Source organism: Streptomyces sp. NPDC039480 (genome assembly GCF_055597165.1).
The window spans coordinates 178840-202246 of record NZ_JBVITX010000009.1 but is presented as its reverse complement, the minus strand read 5'-3'; the positions used below and the strand labels follow the sequence as shown (position 1 = coordinate 202246).

The window sequence follows — 23407 nt, the reverse complement described above, 5'->3', positions numbered from 1 at the left end:
CCGGTGCAATATCCAGCGGTTGCAAGTATCCCGCGTCTGCAACTATTGTGGACGCACGTTAAGCGCACCTGCAATCGTTTGGAAGGTAGATCCATGCCTCTCGCGCTTCTGGCCCTCGCGATCGGGGCCTTCGGAATCGGGACCACCGAGTTCGTGATCATGGGGCTGCTTCCCGAGGTCGCGGGTGACTTCGGTGTCTCCATCCCCACCGCCGGCTTCCTCGTGACCGGCTACGCCCTCGGCGTCGTGCTCGGCGCTCCCCTGATGACCGCCCTCGGCACCCGCATCCCGCGCAAGCGGATGCTGATGTTGCTGATGGGCCTCTTCGTCGTCGGCAATCTGCTCTCCGCCGTGGCCCCCGTCTTCGGCGTGATGCTGGCCGGCCGCGTCGTCGCCTCTCTCGCCCACGGTGCCTTCTTCGGCATCGGCTCGGTCGTCGCCGCCGAACTGGTCGCCCCCGAAAAGAAGGCGGGCGCGATCGCCATGATGTTCTCGGGTCTCACCGTGGCCAACGTGGTCGGTGTCCCGCTCGGCACGCTCGTCGGCCAGGCCATCGGCTGGCGCGTCACCTTCGTGATCGTCGCCGCCCTCGGTGTCATCGGCCTCTTCGGCATCGCCAAGCTCGTGCCGGACCTGCCCAAGCCCGAAGGCGCGCGGCTGCGCGACGAGCTGGGCGCCTTCCGCAACGTACAGGTGTTGCTCGCCATGGCGATGACGGTCCTGGGCTTCGGCGGTGTCTTCGCGGCCATCACCTACATCACGCCGATGATGACGGACGTCGCCGGTTACGCCGACTCGTCCGTCACCTGGCTGCTCGTCCTCTTCGGGCTCGGCATGGTCGGCGGCAACCTCGTCGGAGGACGGTTCGCGGATCGTGCGCTGATGCCGATGTTGTACGTGGCACTCGGCTCCCTGGCCCTCGTGCTCGGCCTGTTCACACTCACCGCGCACAACAAGCTCGCGGCCGCCGTGACCGTCCTGCTGATCGGCGCGCTGGGCTTCGCGACCGTGCCGCCCCTGCAGAAGCGGGTCCTGGACTACGCGTCGGGCGCCCCGACGCTCGCCTCCGCGGTCAACATCGGCGCCTTCAACCTGGGCAACGCGCTGTCGGCCTGGCTCGGTGGCCTCGTCATCTCCGCGGGCCTCGGCTACACCGCCCCGAACTGGGTCGGCGCGGCGCTCGCTGCTTCCGCCCTCGTCCTGGCTCTCGTCTCGGCCGCCCTGGAGCGTCGCTCCGGAGGCCCGAGCCTGATCGTGACGGGCGCGGCACCGGCAGAGCAGCGCACGCCGGTCCACCACTGACCCGCCCCCGGCCCCCGGCCACTCCTCACCCCAGCCACTCCTCCCGCCCCCAGTCACTCCTCCCTCCCCCCTCCAGCACCACCCGCAAGGAGAAAGACCCCTCATGAGCACCACCAGGACCACCACCGCTGTCGCCCCGCTCACCATCGAGGACGCCGAGGCGCTCGTCACCACGGCCCGCCGTGCGGCCGAGGAAGCCGGTGTCGCGGTCAGCGTCACCGTCCTCGACGCGGGAGGCCACCTCCTCGCCTTCCGGCGTGACGACCGGGCTGTGCTGATCTCCGGTGAGACCAGCACCCGCAAGGCGTACACCGCACTCCAGCTGGACGCCCCCACTGCCGACCTCGTCGACGCGGTCCAGCCGGGTGGCCTCTTCCACACCCTGCCCACGGCCCTCGACCGTCCGCTGCTCTTCATCGCGGGAGGGGTGCCGGTCCACCGTGACGGTCGCCTGATCGGCGCCATCGGCGTGGGCGGCGGCGCCCCGCAGCAGGACCACGGCTTCGCCACGGCGGCCGTCGAGGCTCTCGTGTAACGCGTGTGTGGCGCGTACGTGCAACTTCTCTACGGAAAGGCCCGCCCCGGGCGAACCCGGGGCGGGCCTTTCCGCGTTGCTCGGGAATCAGCCCGCTGCGACCGTCAGCGGTGCGAAGCGGCGCGTCCAGTCGCCGGGCAGTTCCGGCGTGCCGTACGCCATCACGGCGTTGAAGGCGATGGGCTCGAGGCCGTTCTCCTTCACCCACTCCAGAAGTTCGGTGTGCCGTACGTCGATGTCGGTGCGCAGAGGGCGGTCGGTACCGGCGCCGAGCGAGGCGATGAGGGCCTTCGCGGTCTCGGTGTCCCGGGCGACGAGCGGGCCCACGACATGGGTGTCCATGTTGGGCCAGGCCCCCGCGTAGCCGATGATCTCGCCGCCGGCCTCCGCGACCCGCAGCTGGTCGGTGAAGGCGGGGAGCCGCGTGATCACATGCATGCGGTCATGGCCGAACACCTCGGTGTCGAGCCGGAGGATGGCGCTGAGGTCCTCCGCGGTGGCCGGTCTGGTGGCGACGTCGGGCAGGGCTCCCACCGCGGTGAAGCGTCCCATGACCATCTCGGCCCGGCCGATCACCTTGAAGCCGAGCTGCTCGTAGAGCGGGCGGCCGGTCGGTGTCGCGTGGAGCGTCAGCGGTGTGGTGGCCGCCTCGTCGATGGCGTACTGCATGAGTCGACGGCCGATGCCCCGGCGGGCGTACCGCTCGGCGACGAGCACCATGCCGATCGCCGCGAGGGCGGGACGGTGGAGAGGGCCGTACTGGGTCACTACATAGGCACCGATGAGGCTGTCGCTGTCGGGGTCGTCGATGCCGTAACCCGTTCCGGCCGACAGCAGCAGACCCCACTTGTGTTCTTCACGGGGCCAGCCCCGGTCCTCGGACAGATCGGCGCAGGCCTTGAGGTCGCGGGGGGTCAGTCGGCGGATGGGCAGTGCGGAGAGGGAAGGTGTCGACACGCGGGTCAGGCTGTCTGACGTACAACCTCGGCGTCCACCCGTTTGTGGGCAGAAGCACGTTGCTTTTGGACACCTTGTCGTCGGCCACGGTGGCGAGACCCTGGAGGAAGCGGCAGGAAGGGCGGCGAGGTTTCACGTGAAACATGGTGCCGAGCAGAGCATCGAGGGGCACCCGAGGGCAGAACCAGCCATGGGTACTAGCCTCGGCCCACATGGCACGCCTACACCTCTTCGACCTGGACGGGACGCTGCTGCACGGCACGGCGGCCCCGGTGGAGATATCGCGACAGCTCGGCCTGGACGCCGAGATCGCCGAGCTGGAGCGGGAGTTCGTGGCGGGGCACATCGGCTCGCCGGAGTACGCGGTGCGCGTGCACGCGTTGTGGGCGGAGCTCACGGAGGCACAGGTGTCGGCGGCCTTCGACGGGGCGCCCTGGCTCTCCGGCATCCAGGAGACCTGGGCCGAGATCAGGGAGGGCGGTGACTACTGCGCGGTGGTCTCCCTCTCGCCGTCGTTCTTCGTGGAGCGGCTCATCGGGTGGGGCGCGCATGCCGCGCACGGTTCGCGTTTTCCCGCTGTTCCGTTCAGTCAGCCCGTCGATCCGACGGGCATTCTCAACGCGGCGGCCAAGGTGGAGATCGCGGACCGGCTCTGTGAAGAGTTCGGGGTGGGCCGGAGCGACTGCGTCGCGTACGGCGACTCGCTTTCCGATCTGGAGTTGTTCGGCGCGGTTCCTGTTTCTGTGGCGATCAATGCGGATCAGCGGCTGGTGAACCTCGCCACCCACTCGTATGTCGGACGGGATCTGCGTAAGGCGTACGAATTGGTCCGGCACGGCCGATAAATGAGGCAATTGGCAGGCAGATCCGCTGAATTCCAGTACCAAGGGGAGAGGCACTTGTGCGTCCGCCCGCTGCCGGTATGGTCGATCAAGGTTCGTGCCGGTGCGTCTCTGCGCACTCCGGGGGGTACGCGCGCAGGTAAATGAAGCCTAACGGGGCAGAGAGATCGAGAGCCCGTACTTCCTGTTATGCGGCCTGCGCGGTGACGGGGAATGGGATGCTGCGGTGAGGCGGCTGCGGGCAATGTCACATTCTCGACCTACTTGTCCGTAGGGTCCGGGTGTACGGGGTTCAATGTGGCCGTATCGGCCATCGAGGCAGAGCGGGGAAACCAGGCAGCTTCCGGCAGGAAGTGCGCAGACCGACCGAGAGATGTTCGAGGCGAGGCACAGCATGGACGCTCCGACCACCGCGTCGGCGGATGACGGTACTTCCGAGGCCGAGGGGGGTTGGTTCACCCCGCGCAGGCCGTCGCAGCGGCCGGAGGACGAGGACAGGCAGCCTTCCGGCACCTCTGCGTCGCCCGTCACGGAGCCGGCGGACGAGCGAATACCCGCGGCCCAGGCCGCCTCAGGCGCCTCCGCGGTCTCCGCCGCCCCACCGGCGCGACAGGCCCCGGCTCCCCAGGCTCGAATCTCGAAGGCGTCGACTCCGGAAGCCCTGACTTCCCAGGCGCCGACCTCGGAGACCCCAGCCCCCCAGGCCCAGCACACCGCACCCCCGGTCTCCGCCTCGAAGACGAAGCCGCCGCAGGCCGCATCCCCCGACGCCGTCCTGGTGCAGCGCACGATGGCCGAAATAGGCCCCGTCGCCGACAAGGTCACCTCGTACTTCTACGCGCTCCTCTTCACCCGGCACCCCGACCTCCGCGCTCTCTTCCCCGCGGCGATGGACGTCCAGCGGGACCGGATCCTCAAGGCACTGCTGACCGCGGCCGAGCACATCGACCACACCGACGTCCTCGTCGCGTATCTGAAGAATCTCGGGCGCGGACACCGCAAGTACGGCACCCGGCCCGAGCACTATCCGGCGGTCGGCGAGTGCCTGATCGGCGCGCTGAGCCGGTACGCGAGCGTCAGCTGGGACGACGAGACCGAGGCCGCCTGGGTCCGGACGTACACGACGATCTCCCAGGTCATGATCGACGCGGCCGCGGAGGACGAACTGCGCGCCCCCGCCTGGTGGTTCGGCGAGGTCGTGTCGCACGACCTCAGAACCCCGGACATCGCGGTCGTCACCGTCCGGCCCGACAAGCCGTACCCCTTCCTCGCCGGGCAGTACGCCAGCCTGGAGACGCCCTGGTGGCCGCGGGTCTGGCGGCACTACTCCTTCGCGTCGGCCCCTCGTTCCGACGGGCTGCTGTCCTTCCACGTCAAGGCCGTCCCGGCCGGCTGGGTGTCCAACGCCCTCGTGCACCACGCCCGCCCCGGTGACATCCTGCGGCTCGGCCCGCCCACCGGCTCGATGACCGTCGACCACACCACCGACAGCGGTCTGCTCTGTCTGGGCGGCGGCACGGGCATCGCGCCCATCAAGGCGCTCGTCGAGGACGTCGCCGAGCACGGCAGACGGCGCCCCGTCGAGGTCTTCTACGGCGCACGCACCGATCACGACCTGTACGACATCGACACGATGCTGCGGCTGCAGCAGTCCCACCCCTGGCTGGCCGTCCGCCCGGTCGTCGACCAGCGGGCGCAACTGCCGGATGCCGTGCGCGAGTACGGTCCGTGGAACGAGTACGACGCGTATCTCTCGGGTCCGCCCGGCATGATCCGCAACGGCGTGGACGCCCTGCGGGACATCGGCATCCCGGAGGGCCGGATCCGCCACGACTCCGTCGAGGAACTGGTGGCGTCGGAATAGACGGGCGTCAGCCCAGATCGGGGGCGTGCATCGCGCGCACGCCCTCGATGTTGCCGTCCAGATAGTGCCGCAGGGACAGCGGTACGAGATGGACCGAGGCGATGCCGACGCGGGTGAAGGGCACGTGCACGATCTCGTACTCGCCGCACGGCTCCTCGACCTCGGGGCCATGCCGCTGCGCAGGGTCCATGGACTCCAGACGGCAGACGAAGAAGTGCTGCACCTTCACGCCGGCCGCACCGTCCTCGGCGATGTGTTCCACGGTGTCGACGAAACAGGGCACGACATCGGTGATCTTGGCGCCGAGCTCTTCATGGACCTCACGATGGAGCGCGTCGACGACGGAAGCGTCATCCGCCTCCACGCCGCCGCCCGGGGTGAGCCAGTACGGGTCGACACCGGGTTTGGTGCGCTTGATCAGGATCAGGTCGTCGCCGTCCAGCAGGACGGCGCGTGCGGTGCGCTTGACCACGGGTCGGACGGTCATGGGGGAAATGTGGCCCGGACTGTTCCACGTGAAACATCGTGAACCAGCCGCGCCCCCCATCAAGCCCAGTCGGCGGCAGCGCGCGACAGCCCCTCGTGCGCCCGCGCGATGTGCGGCATGGCGAGTGTCCCGGTGCGCACCGCCAAGAAGTAGGTGCGCAAAGGGGGCACCGCAGGGTCGAGGAGCGCCACGATGTCGCCGCGTTCCAGGGCCCGGGTGCACAGGTAGCGGGGCAGCACGGCGAGGCCCGCGCCCGAGACCACACAGGAGAGGACGGCGCGCAGGTCCGGCACGATGACGGTGCCCGACGCCAGGGGGCGGCAGTCGAAGACAGCGGCCCAGTAGCGGGAGACGAATGGCAGCGACTCATGGACCTCGACCACAGGAAGGTCTTCCAGCGGCAGCGCTGCCCGGCGGTGCGGCCTGTCGGGTCCGAGCCGGGCCGCCCAGCGCTTCCCCGCGACCAGGACGTGCTCCTCGTCGCAGAGCGGCGTCGCGGTGAGCAGGGGGCCGCGTGGCCGGGCCGTGGTGATGGCCAGGTCGTGGTGCCCGGCGGAGAGCCCCTCCAGCACCTCATCGGCGTTGCCGAACGAAACGCGCAGGGCATGGCTCCGGTCCTCTTGGTCGCTCAGGGCGGTGAGCGCGGGCAGGGCGCCTTCCGCGGTGAACTCGGGTGGCCCGGCGAGGTGCAGGGTGCGGACCGGCGATTCCTCGTCCAGCCCGGCCTCGGCGATCTCCATGAGGGCGTCCAGATGGGGCGCGGCCTTGTGGGCGAGCTCGTCGCCGATGGTCGTGGGGGTCACGCCACGGGCCTGGCGCAGGAAGAGCGGCCGCCCCAACTGCCTTTCCAGCGTCCGGATCTGGGAGGTGACGGCGGGCTGGGAGAGCCCGAGCAATGCCGCCGCCCGCGTGAAGGACCCGGCCCGGTGCACCGTCACGAAGGTGCGCAGCAGGGCCAGGTCCATGGTGATGTTCCTCCCCTTCGTACCCCCAGGGCCCGCCAACTATAAATATGTCGATAGGAATCTGTCGCTACTGTGATTGGACACTGACACACAGTCAACTAGCCTTGTTGACGCGGTTCCTCGCGCGCGGAACCGGAACGGTCCGAGCCAAGAGGGGGGAGGCTCGGACCGTTCGTTGTACGTAGCCGGTGTGCGGCCTGGTGTACGAGAGGCGTGCTGCGGGGTCCGTGGCGGGCGCGGTCAGCCCGTCGAACCGGCCGACTCGTCCAGCGCGCGCAGCACATCCGCCACAAGGTCGTCGGTGTCCTCGGCGCCCGCGGAGAAGCGAATGAAACCCTCCGGAACGGCGTCCCCGCCCCACCGGCCGCGGCGCTCAGCAGTGGACCGCACACCGCCGAAGCTCGTCGCGTCGTCGACCAGGCGCAGCGCTTCGAGAAAACGCTCGGCACGCGCGCGTGTGGGCAGCGTGAAGGAGACCACGCACCCGAAGCGCCGCATCTGCCGCGAGGCGATCTTGTACGACGGGTCGTCGACCAGCCCGGGATAGCGCAGCCCCGACACCTCGGCGCGGCCCCGCAGGGCTTCGGCGAGAGCCAGGGCGTTCGCGTTCTGCCGGTCGGCGCGCAGTTGCAGTGTGGCCAGCGAGCGGTGCGCGAGCCAGGCCTCCATCGGCCCGGGGATCGCCCCGACGATCTTGCGCCAGCGCCGTACCGAAGCGATCAGCTCCGCGTCGCGGCAGGCCACGTACCCAAGGAGGATGTCGCCGTGGCCCGTGAGCATCTTGGTGCCGCTGGCCACCGCGAAGTCGGCGCCGAGTTCGAGGGGCCGCTGGCCGAGCGGTGTCGCCAGGGTGTTGTCGACCGCCACCAGCACGCCACGCGCGTGGGCCTCGTCGGCGAGCCGCCGGACGTCGCACACGTCGAGCCCGGGGTTGGACGGCGTCTCGATCCACAGCAGCTTCGCACCGTCCAGGACGTCGAGCTGGGCATCTCCGCCGGTCGGAGCGGTGCGCACCTCGATGCCGTACGCCGTGAGCTGTTCGCGGACGAGAGGGAGGACCTGGTAGCCGTCATCCGGCAGGACGACCGCGTCGCCGGCACGCAGCTGCGAGAACAGCACCGCCGAGATCGCGGCCATGCCGGAGGCGAAGACCAGCGTTTCGACGTCCGTTGCGGAGTCCGGCGCCTCGAGCTCGCCGATCGCCCGCTCCAGATGCGTCCAGGTGGGGTTCTCGTCGCGGCCGTAGGCGTAGCCGCCCGTCGGGTCGCCCGGCAGGTGGAAGTGCGCGGCGAACACCGGGCCGGGCAGCGTCGGCTCGTGCTTCACCGGCTCGGGCAACCCGACCCGGACCGCGCGGGTGCCGTCGCCCATAGGGCGGCCCGCCGTTCCGTCCGCAGGTCCTTCTGCAGACCCGCCTATAGGTCCCGATTCCGTCATGCCGCCCGCCTTTCTACTGCTACGCGTACAGCGCCGAGCAGGGCCTTCGCCCGCCGCCCCCACCATTCTCGGCCACGCCCGGAAACCCTCGGTCAGTCCTTGTCGTCGGGGAGCACGACGTTCATGGCCCAGGACACGATCGAGATGATCAGGCCACCCAGGACGGCGGTCCAGAAGCCCTCGACGTGGAAGCTGACGTCGAACTTGTCGGCCAGCCACGAGGTGAGCAGCAGCATCAGGGCGTTGACCACGAGGGTGATCAGGCCCAGCGTCAGGATGAACAACGGGAAGGTGAGGACCTTCACCACCGGCTTGACCAGGAAGTTCACCAGCCCGAAGAGCAGGGCGACGACGATGAGCGTGCCCACTTTCTTGCCCGTGCTGTCACCGGTCAGGGTGATCTTGTCGAGCACCCACACGGCGACGGCCAGGGCCGCGGCGTTGGCGATCGTCTTGACTAGGAAATTCTTCATGTGTCTGATCGTGGCAGACATGGGCCGGGAGGGTCGGCTCACAGGCGAGGGGTGTACGAGGGCGATGAAGGCATTCCGACTGGACGAGCTGGAGGCGGAGCGCGCCGCCAACGACGGCGCCTACCTGCAGTTCCTGCGTGAGCGGAACATGTCGGTCGGGCTGTACGCGCTCGATGCCGGGGAGGCCGACCCGCAGCAGCCGCACGGGCAGGACGAGGTCTACATGGTCGTCAGCGGCCGGGCCTCGATCACCGTCGGCATGGAGACCACGCAGGTGGCACGGGGCAGCGTCGTCTATGTGCCGGCCGGTGTCGCCCACAAGTTCCACCACATCAGCGAGGACCTGCGCGTGCTCGTCGTCTTCTCTCCCCCGGAGGCCTGACGTCCCCCGATACCTGGCTTCCTCGGCTCCGGCCGACGGGCTGACTCCCTCCGGAGGCTGACCTCTTCAGGGCTGCGACCTCGGGGTTCTCTCAGGGTCGGATCAGGGGAGGACAAGGGCTCCGAGTCCCCCGCGGAGCCCTTCGGCGCCCTAGCATCGAATGCGAGAAGCCAGGAACCTGCAGAGTTTTCAGGAACCGCACCGATGCGAAGAGCGCGGAAGTGCGGACAGAGCGGAGAGAGGTAAGGACGATGGCAGCGAAGGAGATCTTTGCGGGAATGCCGTGGTGGGTGAAGTGGGTGGCCGTGCCGGTCATCGCACTCGTCGTGTTCGGCAGCGTGATAGCGACCGTTGTCGGATTCGTGGTCGGACTGCTCTTCAAGGCGCTGCTATTCGTAGCACTGGTCGGTGGACTCATCTACGTCGTACGGAAGTTCATATCCGGCTCCTCGTCATCGCGCACCGACTGGTGACTTTCCGCAACGGTTCCCCCGGCCGGGGGAAGTTTCCCGGTGGGACGGCATAGGGCGATGGCCGAGGATTAGAGTCCGGAATCCGACGCGGGGGTCGATCTCCGCGGAACGGGCGCACGCTTAGGGAGCGAACCTTGGCCGCGGTCGACCCCACCACTTCACCGGTTGACGACTCCACCACCCCCGCAGAACCGTCAGCCTGCACCGATCCCGCAGAACCGCCGGCCCCCATGGACACACCGGATAGCGCAGACGCCACAGGCAGCGCAGACGCCACAGGCAGCGCAGAGACCCCAGGCGGACCCGAGGGCACGGAGACAGTCCCCGGCACCGTCGGGCCGACCCTCATCGGCTCCGTGCAGCGGGCGATGAGACTGCTGGAAGCCGCCGCCTCACACCGAAACGGCGCTCCGGCCAAGCAGTTGGCACGCGAGGCCGGGCTCGCACTTCCCACCGCGTATCACCTGCTGCGCACCCTGACCCACGAGGGCTATCTGCGCAGGGAGAAGGGGCTGTTCGTCCTGGGCGAGGCCGCCGAGCGGCTGAGCGGCAGCGGAGCCCAGCAGAACCGGCGCGGAAGGATCGACGATTCCCTGGCGCACTGGCGCGACACCATCGGCGTCCCCGTGTATTTCGCCGTCTACCGGGAGGGAGAGATCGAAGTCGTGGCCGTCGCGGACACCCCGGGCAATCCCGCTGTGGAGGAGTGGGCGGACTTCCGGGAGACAGGCCATGCGCACGCGATCGGCCAATGCCTCCTCGGTCAGCTCGACGACGAGGCGCGTCAGGACCACCTCGACCGCTACCCGGTCCAGTCGATCACGCGCTACTCGGTCCGGGACGACCGCACGTTCATGCGGCGGCTCGAATCGATGGAGCGGATGCGGCCCGTAGTGGAGCGTCAGGAGTACGCGCTCGGGACGGTCTGCGCGGCGATTCCGATCACAGCGGGTGACACCGCGGCGACCATGGCCATTTCTGTTCCCTCCAGCCAGGCCGACCGGCTGATGCCCGCAGCCCAGAAGTTGCAACGGGAGATCGGAAAGCTACTAGGGACACTCGCCTTCTCTATCAGCATCTGAAAACTCACTCCTTGTGATCTGATGCGTACGTTAAGCAAGATGCCAGTGGTGCCAGGGAGTTGGTCCCTGGCCAGTCGATGGAGAAGCGACGGGGTAGCACGCGATGGGTGAGACGGTGCAGGCAGAGGTCATGATGAGCTTCCTCGTTTCCGAGGAGCTGTCGTTCCGTATCCCGGTGGAGCTGCGCTACGAGGTCGACGATCCCTATGCCGTGCGGCTGACGTTCCACCTGCCGGGGGACACGCCGGTGACCTGGGCCTTCGGGCGGGAGCTGCTGATCGACGGGGTGGGCAGGCCGTGCGGGGACGGGGACGTGCGGGTCGAGCCCACCGATTCGGACCTGCTCGACGAGGCCCTGATCAGGCTTCAGGTCGGCGCGGACCGGGCGCTGTTCCGGGTGGGCATTCCGCCGCTGCTCGCCTTCCTCGACCGGACGGACAAGTTGGTGCCGCTCGGGCAGGAGCGGGCGCTCGCCGACTTCGAGACGCATCTCGACGAGGCGCTCGACCGGATCCTCGCGGAGGAGCAGAACGCGGGCTGACTCGGGGCGGACAACGGACGGAGGCCATAGGCACTTTGGTGCATTTGGCGGTATCGAGCGCAGCCGGGGCCGTCGGCATCGCGGTCAGCGCTTGCGGCGGCGCCCCTTCCCGCCGCGGGAAGGCCGAGCCCCACTCCCACGGCCCTCGGCACCGGAACCGGCACCAGCGCCGGCACCCATACCGCCACCGCCACCGACACCGGCACCAACCGCACCCCGTCCGTCCCCGGACGTGCGGTCCGCCGAGACGACCAGGGCGGCCAGCGCGGTCGTCACCGGTACCGAGGCGACCAGGCCGATCGAGCCGATGAGGGTGCGCACGATCTCCTCGGCGACCAACTCGCTGTTGGCCACCGTGCCCACGCTGGACTGCGCGATCGAGAAGAGCAGCAGCAGGGGCAGCGCGGCGCCCGCGTAGGCGAGGACGAGGGTGTTGACGACCGAGGCGATGTGGTCGCGGCCGATGCGGATGCCCGCGCGGTACAGGCCGCGCCAGCCCATCGTCGGGTTGGCCTGGTGCAGTTCCCAGACCGCGGAGGTCTGGGTGACCGTGACGTCGTCGAGTACGCCGAGCGAGCCGATGATGACGCCCGCGAGCAGGAGGCCGCTCATGTCGATGGACGGGTACAGGCCGTGGATGAGGCCGGTGTTGTCGTCCGTGTTGCCGGTGAGAGCGGCCCAGCCGATGAAGAGCGAGCCGAGCAGCCCGATCAGCAGGAGGGAGATGAGCGTGCCGAGCACCGCGACCGAGGTGCGGGCCGTGAGGCCATGGCAGAGATAGAGCGCGATCAGCATGATGGCGCTCGCCCCGATCACCGCCACCACCAGCGGATTCGAGCCCTGCAGGATCGCCGGCAGGATGAAGAACGTGAGCACCATGAAGCTGATGGCGAGCGCGACCAGGGCCATCACGCCGCGCAGCCGTCCCACCACGACGACGGCGAGGGCGAAGATGCCGGCGAGCAGCGCCATTGGGATCTTGCGGTTCACATCGGTGACCGAGTACTGAAGCCCTTCGGGCGCCTTGGGCTCGTAGGCGACCACCACTTCCTGGCCCTGGCGCAGTTGCCGGGGCGAGTCCGGCTGGATGATCTCGGTGAAGGTGCGGCCCTTGTCCTTGCCGCTGCTCACCTCGATCGTCGCCTTCTTGCAGGTGCCCGTGGCCCGGGACTGCGCCGACTGGCCCTCCGGGGTGGAGGTGTCGCCGGTCGGTGGGGGTTGTGAGGGGCTGAGCTCCTTGCAGGGCAGCTCCTGCACCTTCGTCACCTTCGCCGACTGCGTCTGCCGGTCGAAACCGACACCGGTCCGCTCGTGCGAGGGCGTGCCGCCGGGCCAGAGCACCATGAGCCCCACGACGACCGCGGTGGCGAAGGGGATCAGGACCGCGGCGATGACCTTGCGCAGATGCTTGGAGACGGGCGCGGCCGGACCGTGGCTGTGGGAATGCCCGTGCCCGGACCCGTTTCCGTGCCCGTGCCCGGACCCGTTTCCATGCCCGGACCCATGTCCGGACCCGTGTCCAGGCCCCTCCGGAGGCATGCCGGAGGAGGGCGGCTGCGGGGGCGGCGGAGGCGGCGGCTCTGTGGTGGTCACTGACCGATCATCGCAAGAACGGAGGGGGCCCTCTGTTCAGCGCGGCCGAGATGACGCTAGCGTGGAGCCACCTTTGCAATCGCGGGAGCTCGGAGCACCGGGCTGAGAGGGCGCTGACCTCCGTACGAAACGGCACGAAGAGTGCACGAAACGTACGGGATTCGCTGCGTCGACCGCCGAACCTGTTACCGGGTAATGCCGGCGTAGGGAGTAGGTCTCATGACCACATCGGACGCACGCACGCCTGCCTCCAGCAGCGACGAGCACGTCGAGAACACCGTCGCGGCTGACGGGGCCGGGAAGTCCATCGGCTGGCACAAGGCGTATGTCGAGGGTTCGCGCCCCGACCTGCGGGTGCCGGTCCGCCAGGTGCACCTCACCAACGGCAAGGCCGTGACCCTGTACGACACTTCGGGCCCGTACACCGACCCGTCGGCCGAGACCGACGTCCGCCGCGGCCTGCCGCCGCTGCGGGAGAACTGGATCATCGCCCGCGGCGACACCGAGGAGTACGTGGGCCGGCCGCCCCGTCCCGAGGACGACGGCATCAAGCACACCTCGCCCCGCGGTGGGCTCAAGAACCTCGACGCGGTCTTCCCCGGCCGCCCCCGTCAGCCGCGTCGCGGCCGCCAGGGTCAGGCGGTGACGCAGCTGGCGTACGCCCGCCGCGGCGAGATCACGCCCGAGATGGAGTTCATCGGGATCCGCGAGAACATGGACCCCGAGATCGTCCGGGAGGAGGTCGCCGCGGGGCGCGCGGTGATCCCCGCCAACGTCAACCACCCGGAGATCGAGCCGATGATCATCGGCAAGAAGTTCCTGGTGAAGGTGAACGCCAACATCGGCAACTCCGCGGTCACCTCCTCCATCGAGGAGGAGGTGGACAAGATGACCTGGGCGACCCAGTGGGGCGCCGACACGGTCATGGACCTGTCCACCGGCCGCAACATCCACACGACCCGCGAGTGGGTCCTGCGCAACTCCCCCGTGCCGATCGGCACCGTGCCGCTCTACCAGGCCCTGGAGAAGGTCGACGGCAAGGCCGAGGAGCTGTCCTGGGAGATCTACAAGGACACGGTCATCGAACAGGCCGAGCAGGGCGTGGACTACATGACGGTGCACGCGGGCGTACGACTGCCGTACGTTCCGCTCACCGCGCGCCGCAAGACCGGCATCGTCTCGCGCGGCGGTTCGATCATGGCCGCCTGGTGCCTCGCGCACCATAAGGAGAGCTTCCTCTACGAGCACTTTGAGGAGCTCTGCGAGATCCTCGCGGCGTACGACGTGACGTACTCGCTCGGCGACGGCCTGCGGCCCGGTTCGATCGCGGACGCCAACGACGAGGCGCAGTTCGCCGAGCTGCGGACCCTCGGGGAACTCAACACGATCGCCAAGCGTCATAACGTACAGACGATGATCGAGGGCCCCGGTCACGTCCCGATGCACAAGATCAAGGAGAACATCGACCTCCAGCAGGAGATCTGCGAGGAGGCGCCGTTCTACACGCTCGGTCCGCTGACCACCGACATCGCGCCCGCCTACGACCACATCACCTCCGGCATCGGCGCCGCGATGATCGGCTGGTGGGGCACGGCCATGCTCTGCTACGTCACGCCCAAGGAGCACCTGGGCCTGCCCAACCGCGACGACGTGAAGACCGGTGTCATCACGTACAAGATCGCGGCGCACGCGGCGGACCTGGCCAAGGGGCACCCCGGTGCCCAGGACTGGGACGACGCGCTCTCGGACGCCCGCTTCGAGTTCCGCTGGGAGGACCAGTTCAATCTCGCCCTGGACCCGGTCACGGCACGGGAGTTCCACGACGAGACGCTGCCGGCCGAGCCCGCGAAGACGGCACACTTCTGCTCGATGTGCGGGCCGAAGTTCTGCTCGATGAAGATCTCCCAGGACATCCGTCGCCAGCACGGCGGTGATCTGGACTCGGACGACATCGCGGCGGGCATGGAGCAGAAGTCCAAGGAGTTCGCGGCCGCGGGCAACCGGGTCTACCTGCCGATCGCCGACTGAGTCCCGTCCGTCCCGACCCACGCGCACCGTCACGCGGGAGCGGGCAGCACACCGGCATCCGGCCGGTCACTGCCCTGCTCCCGTGCGTGCGGGGTGGTCGCGGACATGACGGGACCACCCACCTGTCGGTACGCCTCCGGCCTGCGCCGCCGCTCGCCGACAGCGGCGCGCCGGGGCGGTGTCGAGCCTCACGGCCCGTCCTCGGCCCCGGCCCCGTTACTCCGGCTTGTGGTCGGGCCCGCCGAAATCGGGGCTGGAGAAGTCGGGGCTCGAGAAGCTCGGACGCGGCCCCGCGGTCGGGCCGCCGTCCGGACTGCTGAACCCCGGCCGGTGATAGCCGAGTTGAGGCATGCGGCCGCTCGCCCCGGAGACCCCTGAGCTCGTCGACGGCGTGCGGGCCGCGGAGGCCCCGCCCGGTTCCGTCAGAGCCTCCCGGAGGAACGGCACGACGCCCCGCTCGAGAAGCGCCCGGCTCCAGTCTTCCCTGGCGCGGGTCAACTCCTCGTGCCGCTCGCCGTGCAGTCCTGCCTGGAGCGAGGTGGAGCCATTGCGCAGGGCGGTCAGCAGGAGACCGACCGCGGCGACCAGGATGCCCCCCGCGGTGAGCGCGCCGAACAGCCATCCCGCGGTGAGCAGGGTGTCCGCGAAGGCGGGCTCGGGGGTGAGCATCTTCAGGATGTAGCCGACGAGCAGGAATATCGCGGCCGCCGCCCCCGCGAGGACGGGTGCGAGGACCGCGACGACGGCGATCGCCCCGGCTCCCGCTGCCGCTGGTTCGGCGACCTCGCCCATCGTGGTGGCGAGGCTGACGCCGCCGGAGCCCGACTCCGCGGCGCTCTGTCCATTCCCTTCGCGGATCGACGTGGACGACGGTCGAGGTTCGCGCAACTCCTCGCGAACCTTCACGTAGTGCGCGTACTCGGCCGCGGCTGCGGCCGTGATCAGTGCTGTCGCGTTCAGGGCCATGGTGCGCAGTTGTTCGGTGTTGAGCCGCTGGCCCACTGCGGCGAGTTCGGGACGGTCAGGTGCGGTGCGCAGCGCCTCGTCGAGGATCCGCTCGTACTCGGGGCGGTCCTCATTGAGCAGGTGTGGAGCGCTGTTCATGTGCATCCCCCGATGCTCCGTAGGGCTGAGGCTCGCATGGCTACGAGCCGTTGGGCAGAAACGGAGGGGAGCCTGCTACGGATAAGCCGATGGTAGAGCCGTGACGGCACGCGGTGACAGGGGGTTTCCGGAAATTGCCCCCCTGGCCAGCGTGATCCTGTAGAGGGGCGCCTGCCCGGAGAACGCTCAGATACCCAGGGGGAGTTGCTGGACCAGCAGCTTTCCGGCCATGGTCACTCCGCCGTCCATGGCGATGGCGAGGCCGTCGGCGTAGACATGCGGGCCCTCGATGACCGGACCGCCGCCGTCCGACTCGTCCTCGGAGCCGACGTCACCCAGGAGGTAGGGGATGGGGCTGTGGCCGTGGACGATGCGTGTGCCGCCGTACATGTCGAGAAGTTCCCGGACGGCCGAGGGGCCCGACTCGTCGCGGAAGGCGAAGCGCTTGGTGAATTTGCGGAAGAGGTCCCAGCATTCGTCCGCGTCGTTGCGCGTGAGGGTCTCCCGGATGGTGTCGTTCACTGCCTCGATCGAGTCGCCGTAATCCAGATAGGCGGTTGTGTCCGAGTGCACGAGCAGGTGGCCGTCGGCCTCCTCCATCGCGTCGAGGCGGGCCATCCACTGCAAGTGGTGGTCCTCCAGGCGCTCCATGTCGGTCTTCTGCCCGCCGTTCAGCAGCCAGGCGGCCTGGAAGGTGGCGGTGCCCGCGCCGGAGTTCACGGGCGTGTCGCCGAAGCGCTTGGCGCCGAGCAGGAGCAGCTCGTGGTTGCCCATGAGCGCCTTGCAGTAGCCGCCGGCGGCGGCGGCCTCGGCGGACAGCCGCATCACGAGGTCGATGACGCCGATGCCGTCTGGCCCCCGGTCGGTGAAGTCACCGAGGAACCACAGGCGCGCGTTCCCCGCGGACCAGTTGCCCTCGGCGTCGACGAGGCCCTGCTCCTGGAGGGCCGCGACGAGCTCGTCCAGATAGCCGTGGACATCGCCGACGACGTACAGCGGGCCGTGCTCGTCGCTCGCCCGCGGCTGCGGGGGCTCCGGCATGACCTGCACCTGGACGGTGTCACCGCGGTTGATGACCGGCAGGTCGCGCTGCGTGGGGGTGTACCCCTCGTCCGGCGCCGCGCCCGGCGATCCAGGACCTCCCGCGGCGGGGCCGGTCGTCTCATGGATGTACGCGGGTACGCGGAAGTCGCGCAGCGTCGCCGTCCGCACATCGGGTCCCTGACCGGCCCCCTGAGTCATCGACCCCTCCACCACCATTGCGCCGCATCTGCACCGAGATCGGACTGCTTGGTCGCTGCGGCCCGCGGTGTCGTCCGCCCATCATAGGAATGCGGCTCCCGCTGTGTGGTGCACCAGGGGTGGTGAATCGGTGCCGGACCCTGGTTCATTGCGGATTTCTCCCGAATTGGGCAGAGGTTTCCCCGCTGGTGGCGGGGAAGAAGCCGACCTCTGCCCAGGTCCGCGTACGAGAGCGGGGGCGGTCAGCCGGAGCCGGACGAGCGTGGCGGACTGACCGTCGTGCGTGGCGGACGTCGCTCGGACGAGGTGCGCACGATCAGTTCGGTCGGTATCACCTGCTCGACGGGCCGGCCCGTGTCGAGGCCCTCGATGGCGTCGATGAGGAGCTGCACGACGGCCGTGCCGATGCGGCGCGGTTTGAGGGAGAGCGTGGTGATGGGCGGTTCCGTGGTGGCGTACACCGTGGACTCGCTGCAGCAGACGAGCAGCAGGTCGTCGGGGACGCGCAGGCCGTACCGCCGGGCGGCGGCGAGCAGGTCGGTGCCGTTGGGGTCGAAGAGGCCGTACACGGCGTCGGGCCGGTCGGGCCGGGCGAGCAGCCGGTCGGCGGCGACGGCGCCCGCGCACGGGTCGTGGGCGGGATAGGACTCGTAGACCGGGTCCTGCCCGACGCGTTCGCACCAGCGCAGGTAGGCGGTCGTGGACAGATGGGTGTACGTGTCCGTGGTGGTGCCGGTGAGGAGGCCGATCCGGCGGGCGCCGGCGGCGGCGAGGTGGTCGAGGATCTCCAGGACCGCGGCCTCGTGGTCGTTGTCGACCCAGGCGGTGACCGGGAGCGATCCTGCCGGGCGCCCGTCGGAGACGACCGGCAGGCCCTGCCGGACCAGCTCGCTGACCACCGGGTCGTGGTCGGAGGGGTCGACGACGACGGTGCCGTCGAGCGCCACGTTCGACCACACGTCGACGGGGCTGCGGCGCGAGGTGGCGGGCAGGATCACCAGGGCGTAGCCCCGGGCGAGTGCGGCCGATGTGGCGGCTCTGGCCATCTCGGCGAAGTAGGCGAATTCGGTGAAGGTGAAAGGTTCATCCCCGTATGTCGTCACGGTCAGGCCGATGAGGCCCGACTTGCCGGTACGGAGGGTGCGGGCCGCCGCGGAGGGGCGGTAGCCCAACCGCTCTGCGACCTCGCGGACGTGGCGTCGGGTGGCGTCGGGAAGCCGACCCTTGCCGTTGAGGGCATCGGAGACAGTCGTGATGGAGACACCGGCGGCGGCGGCGACGTCTCTGATCCCCGCTCGACTCTGCCGGTTGCCCCGGCGCGCGGTCTCCGCTCGGCTCACCTGGTGCTTCCCTGCTGCTGTCATGGCGAGCCGATAGTAGGGCTCATGGGGGTGGGTAGCAGGGGCGCATATGCACGCGTTGACAGGCACGTTTCTGCATGGCGCCACGCGCCCAATGACCTTGGAACCAAAGGTAGTTGGAGAGATCCACAAGCAGCTGCACCTGATCGTCGCGCGCGGGCCTGGCGAATGAGTCAGGTCTCGAAGAGGTCTCAACTCACCTTCACGGGGGATGCGCGCCACGGAGCGAGCCACCGGCGCGAGGCGGAGCAGGGGGCGCTCCCCCTGCTCCGCGCGCCTGCGCGGTGCGGTGCGGAACCCTCCGTATACCGATGCCGGAAGACCATTCGCAGCGGCGCCGAATCCTCATAAGGTAAGCAGCATTCGAACTGGTGTGACCGGCTGAGAGTGTGACCAGCCAAGAGGAGGACTGCGGTGAGCGAGACGAATCCGAGGCTGCGCGCCGAGCTGGAGGGCATCCCCACCTACAAGCCGGGCAAGCCCGCGGCGGCGGCCGACGGTCCCGCGGCCTACAAGCTGTCCTCGAACGAGAACCCCTACCCGCCGCTCCCGGGCGTCATGGAGAGCGCGCTCGCCGCCGCCGGGTCCTTCAACCGCTACCCCGACATGGCGTGCACGGCCCTGATGAGCGAGCTGGCCGACCGCTTCGGGGTGCCCGCGTCGCACATCGCCACCGGCACCGGTTCCGTCGGCGTCGCCCAGCAGCTGCTGCAGTCCACATCGGGCCCGGGGGACGAGGTCATCTACGCGTGGCGGTCCTTCGAGGCGTACCCGATCATCACGCAGGTCAGTGGTGCCACGTCGGTGCGGGTTCCGTTGACGGAGGGCGAGGTGCACGACCTCGACGCGATGGCCGACGCCATCACCGACCGCACTCGCCTCATCTTTGTCTGCAACCCCAACAATCCCACGGGCACCGTCGTCCGCAGGGCAGAGCTGGAGCGGTTCCTCGACCGGGTGCCGGGCGATGTCCTGGTCGTGCTCGACGAGGCGTACCGGGAGTTCATCCGGGACCCCGAGGTGCCGGACGGCATCGAGATCTACCGCGACCGCCCGAACGTCTGTGTGCTTCGGACGTTCTCCAAGGCTTACGGCCTCGCGGGGCTGCGCGTCGGCTTCGCGGTGGCCCATGAGCCGGTGGCCGCCGCGCTGCGCAAGACGGCGGTGCCCTTCGGTGTGAGCCAGCTGGCGCAGGACGCGGCGGTGGCGTCGCTGCGTGCCGAGGACGAGCTGATGGGGCGGGTCGGCGCGCTGGTCGCGGAGCGCACGCGGGTGGTCGAGGCGCTGCGGGGCCAGGGCTGGACGGTGCCCGAGACGCAGGCGAACTTCGTGTGGCTGCGGCTCGGCGACCGTACGGCGGACTTCGCGGCGGCGTGCGAGAAGGCCGGCGTGGTCGTGCGGCCGTTCGCGGGCGAGGGGATGCGGGCCACGATCGGCGAGACCGAGGCCAACGACATCTTCTTGCAGGCGGCGGAGGCTTTCCGCAAGGAGCTCTAGCTCTTGGGCGCGCGTGGGTGCCCGTAGGCGTCCGTAGGCGTGCGCGGCGGCCGTCAGTCGGTCGCGAGTTCGACGCGGACCGGATCTCCGGAGCGGACGGTGGCCAGCAGGCGCGGGTCGCCGTCGAGCCGGCCCAGGAGGTTGCACGGGCTCGCGAGGCGGCACTCGTCGCCTCGCGAGATCGGCGTCGGCCCGTAGGGGAGCGCGAGGGCGTCACCGTCGGTCCAGAAGGCGACCGTGCCGGGTTCGACGACCTCCTGCGCGTCGGCCTCGCGCGGCACGCTGACGCCCGTGTCGAAGTAGACCTCTTCGCCCCAGGTGTGGGCGGTGGCGGAGAGCGGCAGGACCGTGCCGAGGGCCTGGCTGGTCGGGGTCTCGTCGAGGGTCGCGGTGAGGTGGCCGGCTGGCCACGAGATCCGTATCTGCATGGCGCGGATTCAACAATATGTTGAAGTTCTTGGGAAGGCCTCGGGCGTAGCGCTCGGGGCCTTTTTCCCGTGCCCGCGGCGTTTCCCTCGGTAAGAGGGACCCCCCTTTTGGGTTCCGACCACCAGTACGACATAATTGCTTGTGAATGTGAACGCGTTCACAAGCGTGCCCCGTTTCGTCCCGAGATCGGTGGGACAAAAGGGGCGACCGGATCGCTGTGGGCACGGTGAGTGAGGAGAGACGCAGTGGACCTGGCTCTGGCGCCGGAAACCCTGGCGCGATGGCAGTTCGGCATCACGACCGTCTACCACTTCCTGTTCGTCCCCCTGACGATCTCCCTCGCCGCCCTCACGGCGATCCTCGAGACGGCATGGGTGCGGACGGGCAAGGAGCACTACCTCAGGGCGACCAAGTTCTGGGGCAAGCTGTTCCTGATCAACATCGCGATGGGTGTCGTCACCGGCATCGTGCAGGAGTTCCAGTTCGGCATGAACTGGTCCGACTACTCCCGCTTCGTCGGTGACGTCTTCGGGGCGCCGCTCGCCTTCGAGGCGCTGATCGCCTTCTTCTTCGAGTCGACCTTCATCGGCCTGTGGATCTTCGGCTGGGACAAGCTGCCGAAGAGGCTGCACTGCGCCACGATCTGGATCGTCTCCATCGGCACCGTCCTGTCGGCGTACTTCATCATCGCCGCCAACGCCTTTATGCAGCACCCGGTCGGCTACAAGATCGTGGAGCGGGACGGCACCAAGCGCGCGGAGCTCACCGACTTCTCGAAGGTGCTCTTCCAGGAGACGACGCTCGTCAACTTCTTCCACGTCATCTCGGCGGCCATCCTGGTCGGCGGCGCCTTCATGACCGGCATCGCCATCTTTCACCTGCGCAAGAAGCAGCACATCCGCACCATGCGGATGTCGATGCGGCTCGGCCTGGTCACCGCGTTCGTCGGCACGCTGCTCACCGTCGTCAGCGCCGACACGCTCGGGAAGGTCATGTACGAGCAGCAGCCGATGAAGATGTCGGCGGCCGAGGCGCTGTGGGAGACCGAGAAGCCGGCACCGTTCTCGCTCTTCGCGTACGGCGATGTCGCCGAGGGCCACAACAAGGTCGCCATCGAGGTCCCCGGCGTGCTGTCCTTCCTCGCCAAGAACAACTTCAGCGCCGAGATCCCCGGCATCAACGACCTCAACAAGGAAGCGCAGGAGAAGTACGGGCCCGGTGACTACCGGCCCAACATCCCCACCGCCTACTGGTCGTACCGCTGGATGATCGGCTTCGGCGGGGTCTCGATGGCGCTGTGCACCGCGGGCCTCTGGCTGACGCGGAAGAAGTTCTGGCTCGCGCCGGAGCACCGCACCGGCGCGGACGAGATACCCAAGCTGATGCTCACCAAGAACAAGGAGCTCGCGCCGAAGCTCGGCACGTGGTGGTGGCGGCTCTCGCAGTGGACGCTGATCTTCCCGCTCATCGGCACCGCCTGGGGCTGGATCTTCACCGAGACGGGGCGACAGCCCTGGGTGGTCTACGGAGTCCTCCGCACGAAGGACGCCGTCTCGCCCGGGGTCTCCCAGGGTGAGGTGCTCACCTCGCTGATCGGGTTCACGCTCATCTACGCGATCCTCGCCGTGATCGAGGTGAAGCTGCTGCTCAAGTACGTCAGGTCGGGCCCGCCCGAGCTGACCGAGGCGGACCTCAACCCGCCCACCAAGATCAGCGGACCCGGGTCGGGCAAGGGCTCCGATTCCGACTCCGACGATTCCGACCGGCCCATGGCCTTCTCGTACTGAAGGAAGGAGTACAGCGGACATGGAACTTCACGACGTCTGGTTCGTACTGATCGCGGTCCTGTGGATCGGCTACTTCTTCCTGGAGGGCTTCGACTTCGGGATCGGTGTGCTGACCAAGCTGCTCGCCCGCGACCGGGTCGAGAAGCGGGTCCTCATCAACACCATCGGCCCCGTCTGGGACGGCAACGAAGTGTGGCTGCTCACGGCGGGCGGTGCGACCTTCGCCGCTTTCCCCGAGTGGTACGCGACCCTCTTCTCCGGCTTCTACCTGCCGCTCCTGATCATCCTGATCTGCCTGATCGTCCGCGGTGTCGCCTTCGAGTACCGCGCCAAGCGGCCCGAGGAGCGCTGGCAGACCAACTGGGAGCACGCGATCTTCTGGACCTCGCTGATCCCGGCGCTGCTGTGGGGTGTCGCCTTCGGCAACATCGTGCGCGGCGTGAAGATCGACGCCCACAAGGAGTACGTGGGTGGCTTCGTGGACCTGCTCAACCCGTACGCGCTCCTCGGCGGTCTGGTCACCCTGACGCTGTTCACCTTCCACGGCGCGGTGTTCGCCTCGCTCAAGACGGTGGGCGACATCCGGATGCGGGCGCGGAAGACGGCGCTGGGCCTGGGACTCGTCACGGCCGTGCTCGCGCTCGGGTTCCTGCTCTGGACGCAGGCCGACAAGGGCGACGGCAAGAGCCTGATCGCGATGGTCGTGGCCGTGGTCGCGCTGGTCGGCGCCATCGCGGCCATCAAGATCGGACGCGAGGGATGGTCGTTCGCGCTGTCCGGGATCACGATCGCGGCGGCCGTCGCGATGCTCTTCCTGACGCTCTTCCCGAACGTCATGCCGTCGTCGCTGAACGACGAGTGGAGCCTCACGGTCACCAACGCCTCGTCGAGTCCGTACACCCTGAAGATCATGACGTGGTGCGCGGGCATCGCGACGCCTGTCGTGCTGCTCTACCAGTCCTGGACGTACTGGGTGTTCCGCAAGCGGATCGGGACGCAGCACATCGCGGATGCCGCGCACTGAGC

The 23407-nt window shown here is 68.9% G+C and carries 22 protein-coding genes; 12 read left to right on the top strand and 10 right to left on the bottom strand.

The genetic code is table 11. The features are described 5' to 3' along the window. Positions 1–93 precede the first annotated feature (93 nt). Positions 94–1302 (top strand): MFS transporter, encoded by a 1209-nt coding sequence (locus ACZ56E_RS27110; protein ID WP_471218081.1) that lies wholly within the window; start codon positions 94–96, stop codon positions 1300–1302. Positions 1303–1405: 103 nt separating this feature from the next. Continuing rightward, entirely contained in the window at positions 1406–1837 is a 432-nt protein-coding gene (locus tag ACZ56E_RS27105; protein ID WP_471218079.1) for a GlcG/HbpS family heme-binding protein, read from the top strand. An 87-nt stretch (positions 1838–1924) separates the two neighbouring features. On the opposite strand, the gene ACZ56E_RS27100 is transcribed toward ACZ56E_RS27105, so the two are convergent. Beyond that, positions 1925–2794, bottom strand: a complete 870-nt coding sequence (locus ACZ56E_RS27100) for a GNAT family N-acetyltransferase (RefSeq protein ID WP_471218077.1) — start codon at positions 2792–2794, stop codon at positions 1925–1927. 212 nt (positions 2795–3006) lie between these two features. Here ACZ56E_RS27100 and ACZ56E_RS27095 point away from each other — a divergent pair, with 212 nt between their 5' ends. Both ACZ56E_RS27095 and ACZ56E_RS27090 read left to right on the top strand, forming a co-directional pair. Then, positions 3007–3639 (top strand): HAD family hydrolase, encoded by a 633-nt coding sequence (locus ACZ56E_RS27095; protein WP_471218075.1) that lies wholly within the window; start codon positions 3007–3009, stop codon positions 3637–3639. A gap of 391 nt (positions 3640–4030) precedes the next feature. Continuing rightward, on the top strand, positions 4031–5500 hold the full coding sequence (locus tag ACZ56E_RS27090; RefSeq protein WP_471218074.1) for a globin domain-containing protein: 1470 nt from the start codon (positions 4031–4033) through the stop codon (positions 5498–5500). 7 nt (positions 5501–5507) lie between these two features. Here ACZ56E_RS27090 and ACZ56E_RS27085 read toward each other — a convergent pair whose 3' ends face one another. From ACZ56E_RS27085 to ACZ56E_RS27070, 4 genes are all read right to left on the bottom strand, one after another. Next, positions 5508–5987, bottom strand: a complete 480-nt coding sequence (locus ACZ56E_RS27085; protein ID WP_471218072.1) for an NUDIX domain-containing protein — start codon at positions 5985–5987, stop codon at positions 5508–5510. 59 nt (positions 5988–6046) lie between these two features. After that, complete coding sequence (locus ACZ56E_RS27080) at positions 6047–6952, bottom strand: LysR family transcriptional regulator (protein WP_471218070.1); 906 nt, start codon at positions 6950–6952, stop codon at positions 6047–6049. A gap of 240 nt (positions 6953–7192) precedes the next feature. Next, on the bottom strand, positions 7193–8323 hold the full coding sequence (locus ACZ56E_RS27075; protein ID WP_471218069.1) for a cystathionine gamma-lyase: 1131 nt from the start codon (positions 8321–8323) through the stop codon (positions 7193–7195). Between the two features lie 158 nt (positions 8324–8481). Continuing rightward, positions 8482–8862 carry a phage holin family protein gene (locus tag ACZ56E_RS27070; RefSeq protein ID WP_468607200.1) on the bottom strand — a complete coding sequence of 127 codons (381 nt, stop codon included), beginning with the start codon at positions 8860–8862 and terminating at the stop codon, positions 8482–8484. Between the two features lie 64 nt (positions 8863–8926). Here ACZ56E_RS27070 and ACZ56E_RS27065 point away from each other — a divergent pair, with 64 nt between their 5' ends. From ACZ56E_RS27065 to ACZ56E_RS27050, 4 genes are all read left to right on the top strand, one after another. Then, positions 8927–9244: a cupin domain-containing protein gene (locus ACZ56E_RS27065; protein WP_471218066.1), complete on the top strand. Its 318-nt coding sequence runs from the start codon at positions 8927–8929 to the stop codon at positions 9242–9244. A gap of 251 nt (positions 9245–9495) precedes the next feature. Continuing rightward, a complete protein-coding gene (locus tag ACZ56E_RS27060; protein WP_361719010.1) occupies positions 9496–9717 on the top strand; it encodes a DUF5326 family protein in 222 nt (73 codons plus the stop codon). 368 nt (positions 9718–10085) lie between these two features. After that, entirely contained in the window at positions 10086–10799 is a 714-nt protein-coding gene (locus ACZ56E_RS27055; RefSeq protein WP_468607685.1) for an IclR family transcriptional regulator, read from the top strand. Between the two features lie 103 nt (positions 10800–10902). Then, a complete protein-coding gene (locus tag ACZ56E_RS27050) occupies positions 10903–11340 on the top strand; it encodes an SsgA family sporulation/cell division regulator (protein ID WP_471218065.1) in 438 nt (145 codons plus the stop codon). Between the two features lie 84 nt (positions 11341–11424). On the opposite strand, the gene ACZ56E_RS27045 is transcribed toward ACZ56E_RS27050, so the two are convergent. Next, complete coding sequence (locus ACZ56E_RS27045; protein ID WP_471218063.1) at positions 11425–12933, bottom strand: YibE/F family protein; 1509 nt, start codon at positions 12931–12933, stop codon at positions 11425–11427. 219 nt (positions 12934–13152) lie between these two features. On the opposite strand from ACZ56E_RS27045, the gene thiC reads away from it, so the two are divergent. Then, the gene (thiC, locus tag ACZ56E_RS27040) at positions 13153–14961 is read left to right on the top strand and encodes a phosphomethylpyrimidine synthase ThiC (protein ID WP_468607194.1); all 1809 of its coding nucleotides are present in this window, start codon (positions 13153–13155) and stop codon (positions 14959–14961) included. Positions 14962–15177: 216 nt separating this feature from the next. On the opposite strand, the gene ACZ56E_RS27035 is transcribed toward thiC, so the two are convergent. From ACZ56E_RS27035 to ACZ56E_RS27025, 3 genes are all read right to left on the bottom strand, one after another. Continuing rightward, the gene (locus ACZ56E_RS27035; protein WP_468607192.1) at positions 15178–16071 is read right to left on the bottom strand and encodes a hypothetical protein; all 894 of its coding nucleotides are present in this window, start codon (positions 16069–16071) and stop codon (positions 15178–15180) included. Positions 16072–16251: 180 nt separating this feature from the next. Continuing rightward, positions 16252–17307, bottom strand: coding sequence for a metallophosphoesterase (locus ACZ56E_RS27030; protein ID WP_468607190.1), 1056 nt, complete (start codon positions 17305–17307; stop codon positions 16252–16254). Positions 17308–17549: 242 nt separating this feature from the next. After that, a complete protein-coding gene (locus ACZ56E_RS27025) occupies positions 17550–18671 on the bottom strand; it encodes a LacI family DNA-binding transcriptional regulator (protein ID WP_362992161.1) in 1122 nt (373 codons plus the stop codon). Between the two features lie 411 nt (positions 18672–19082). On the opposite strand from ACZ56E_RS27025, the gene hisC reads away from it, so the two are divergent. Continuing rightward, positions 19083–20165 (top strand): histidinol-phosphate transaminase, encoded by a 1083-nt coding sequence (hisC, locus tag ACZ56E_RS27020; RefSeq protein WP_471218060.1) that lies wholly within the window; start codon positions 19083–19085, stop codon positions 20163–20165. 53 nt (positions 20166–20218) lie between these two features. Here hisC and ACZ56E_RS27015 read toward each other — a convergent pair whose 3' ends face one another. Next, the gene (locus ACZ56E_RS27015; protein ID WP_471218058.1) at positions 20219–20593 is read right to left on the bottom strand and encodes a cyclophilin-like fold protein; all 375 of its coding nucleotides are present in this window, start codon (positions 20591–20593) and stop codon (positions 20219–20221) included. A gap of 246 nt (positions 20594–20839) precedes the next feature. Here ACZ56E_RS27015 and ACZ56E_RS27010 point away from each other — a divergent pair, with 246 nt between their 5' ends. Together ACZ56E_RS27010 and cydB are read left to right on the top strand one after the other, a co-directional pair. After that, positions 20840–22381 (top strand): cytochrome ubiquinol oxidase subunit I, encoded by a 1542-nt coding sequence (locus ACZ56E_RS27010; RefSeq protein ID WP_471218056.1) that lies wholly within the window; start codon positions 20840–20842, stop codon positions 22379–22381. Positions 22382–22400: 19 nt separating this feature from the next. Then, positions 22401–23405 (top strand): cytochrome d ubiquinol oxidase subunit II, encoded by a 1005-nt coding sequence (gene cydB, locus ACZ56E_RS27005; protein ID WP_471218054.1) that lies wholly within the window; start codon positions 22401–22403, stop codon positions 23403–23405. Positions 23406–23407: the final 2 nt, after the last annotated feature.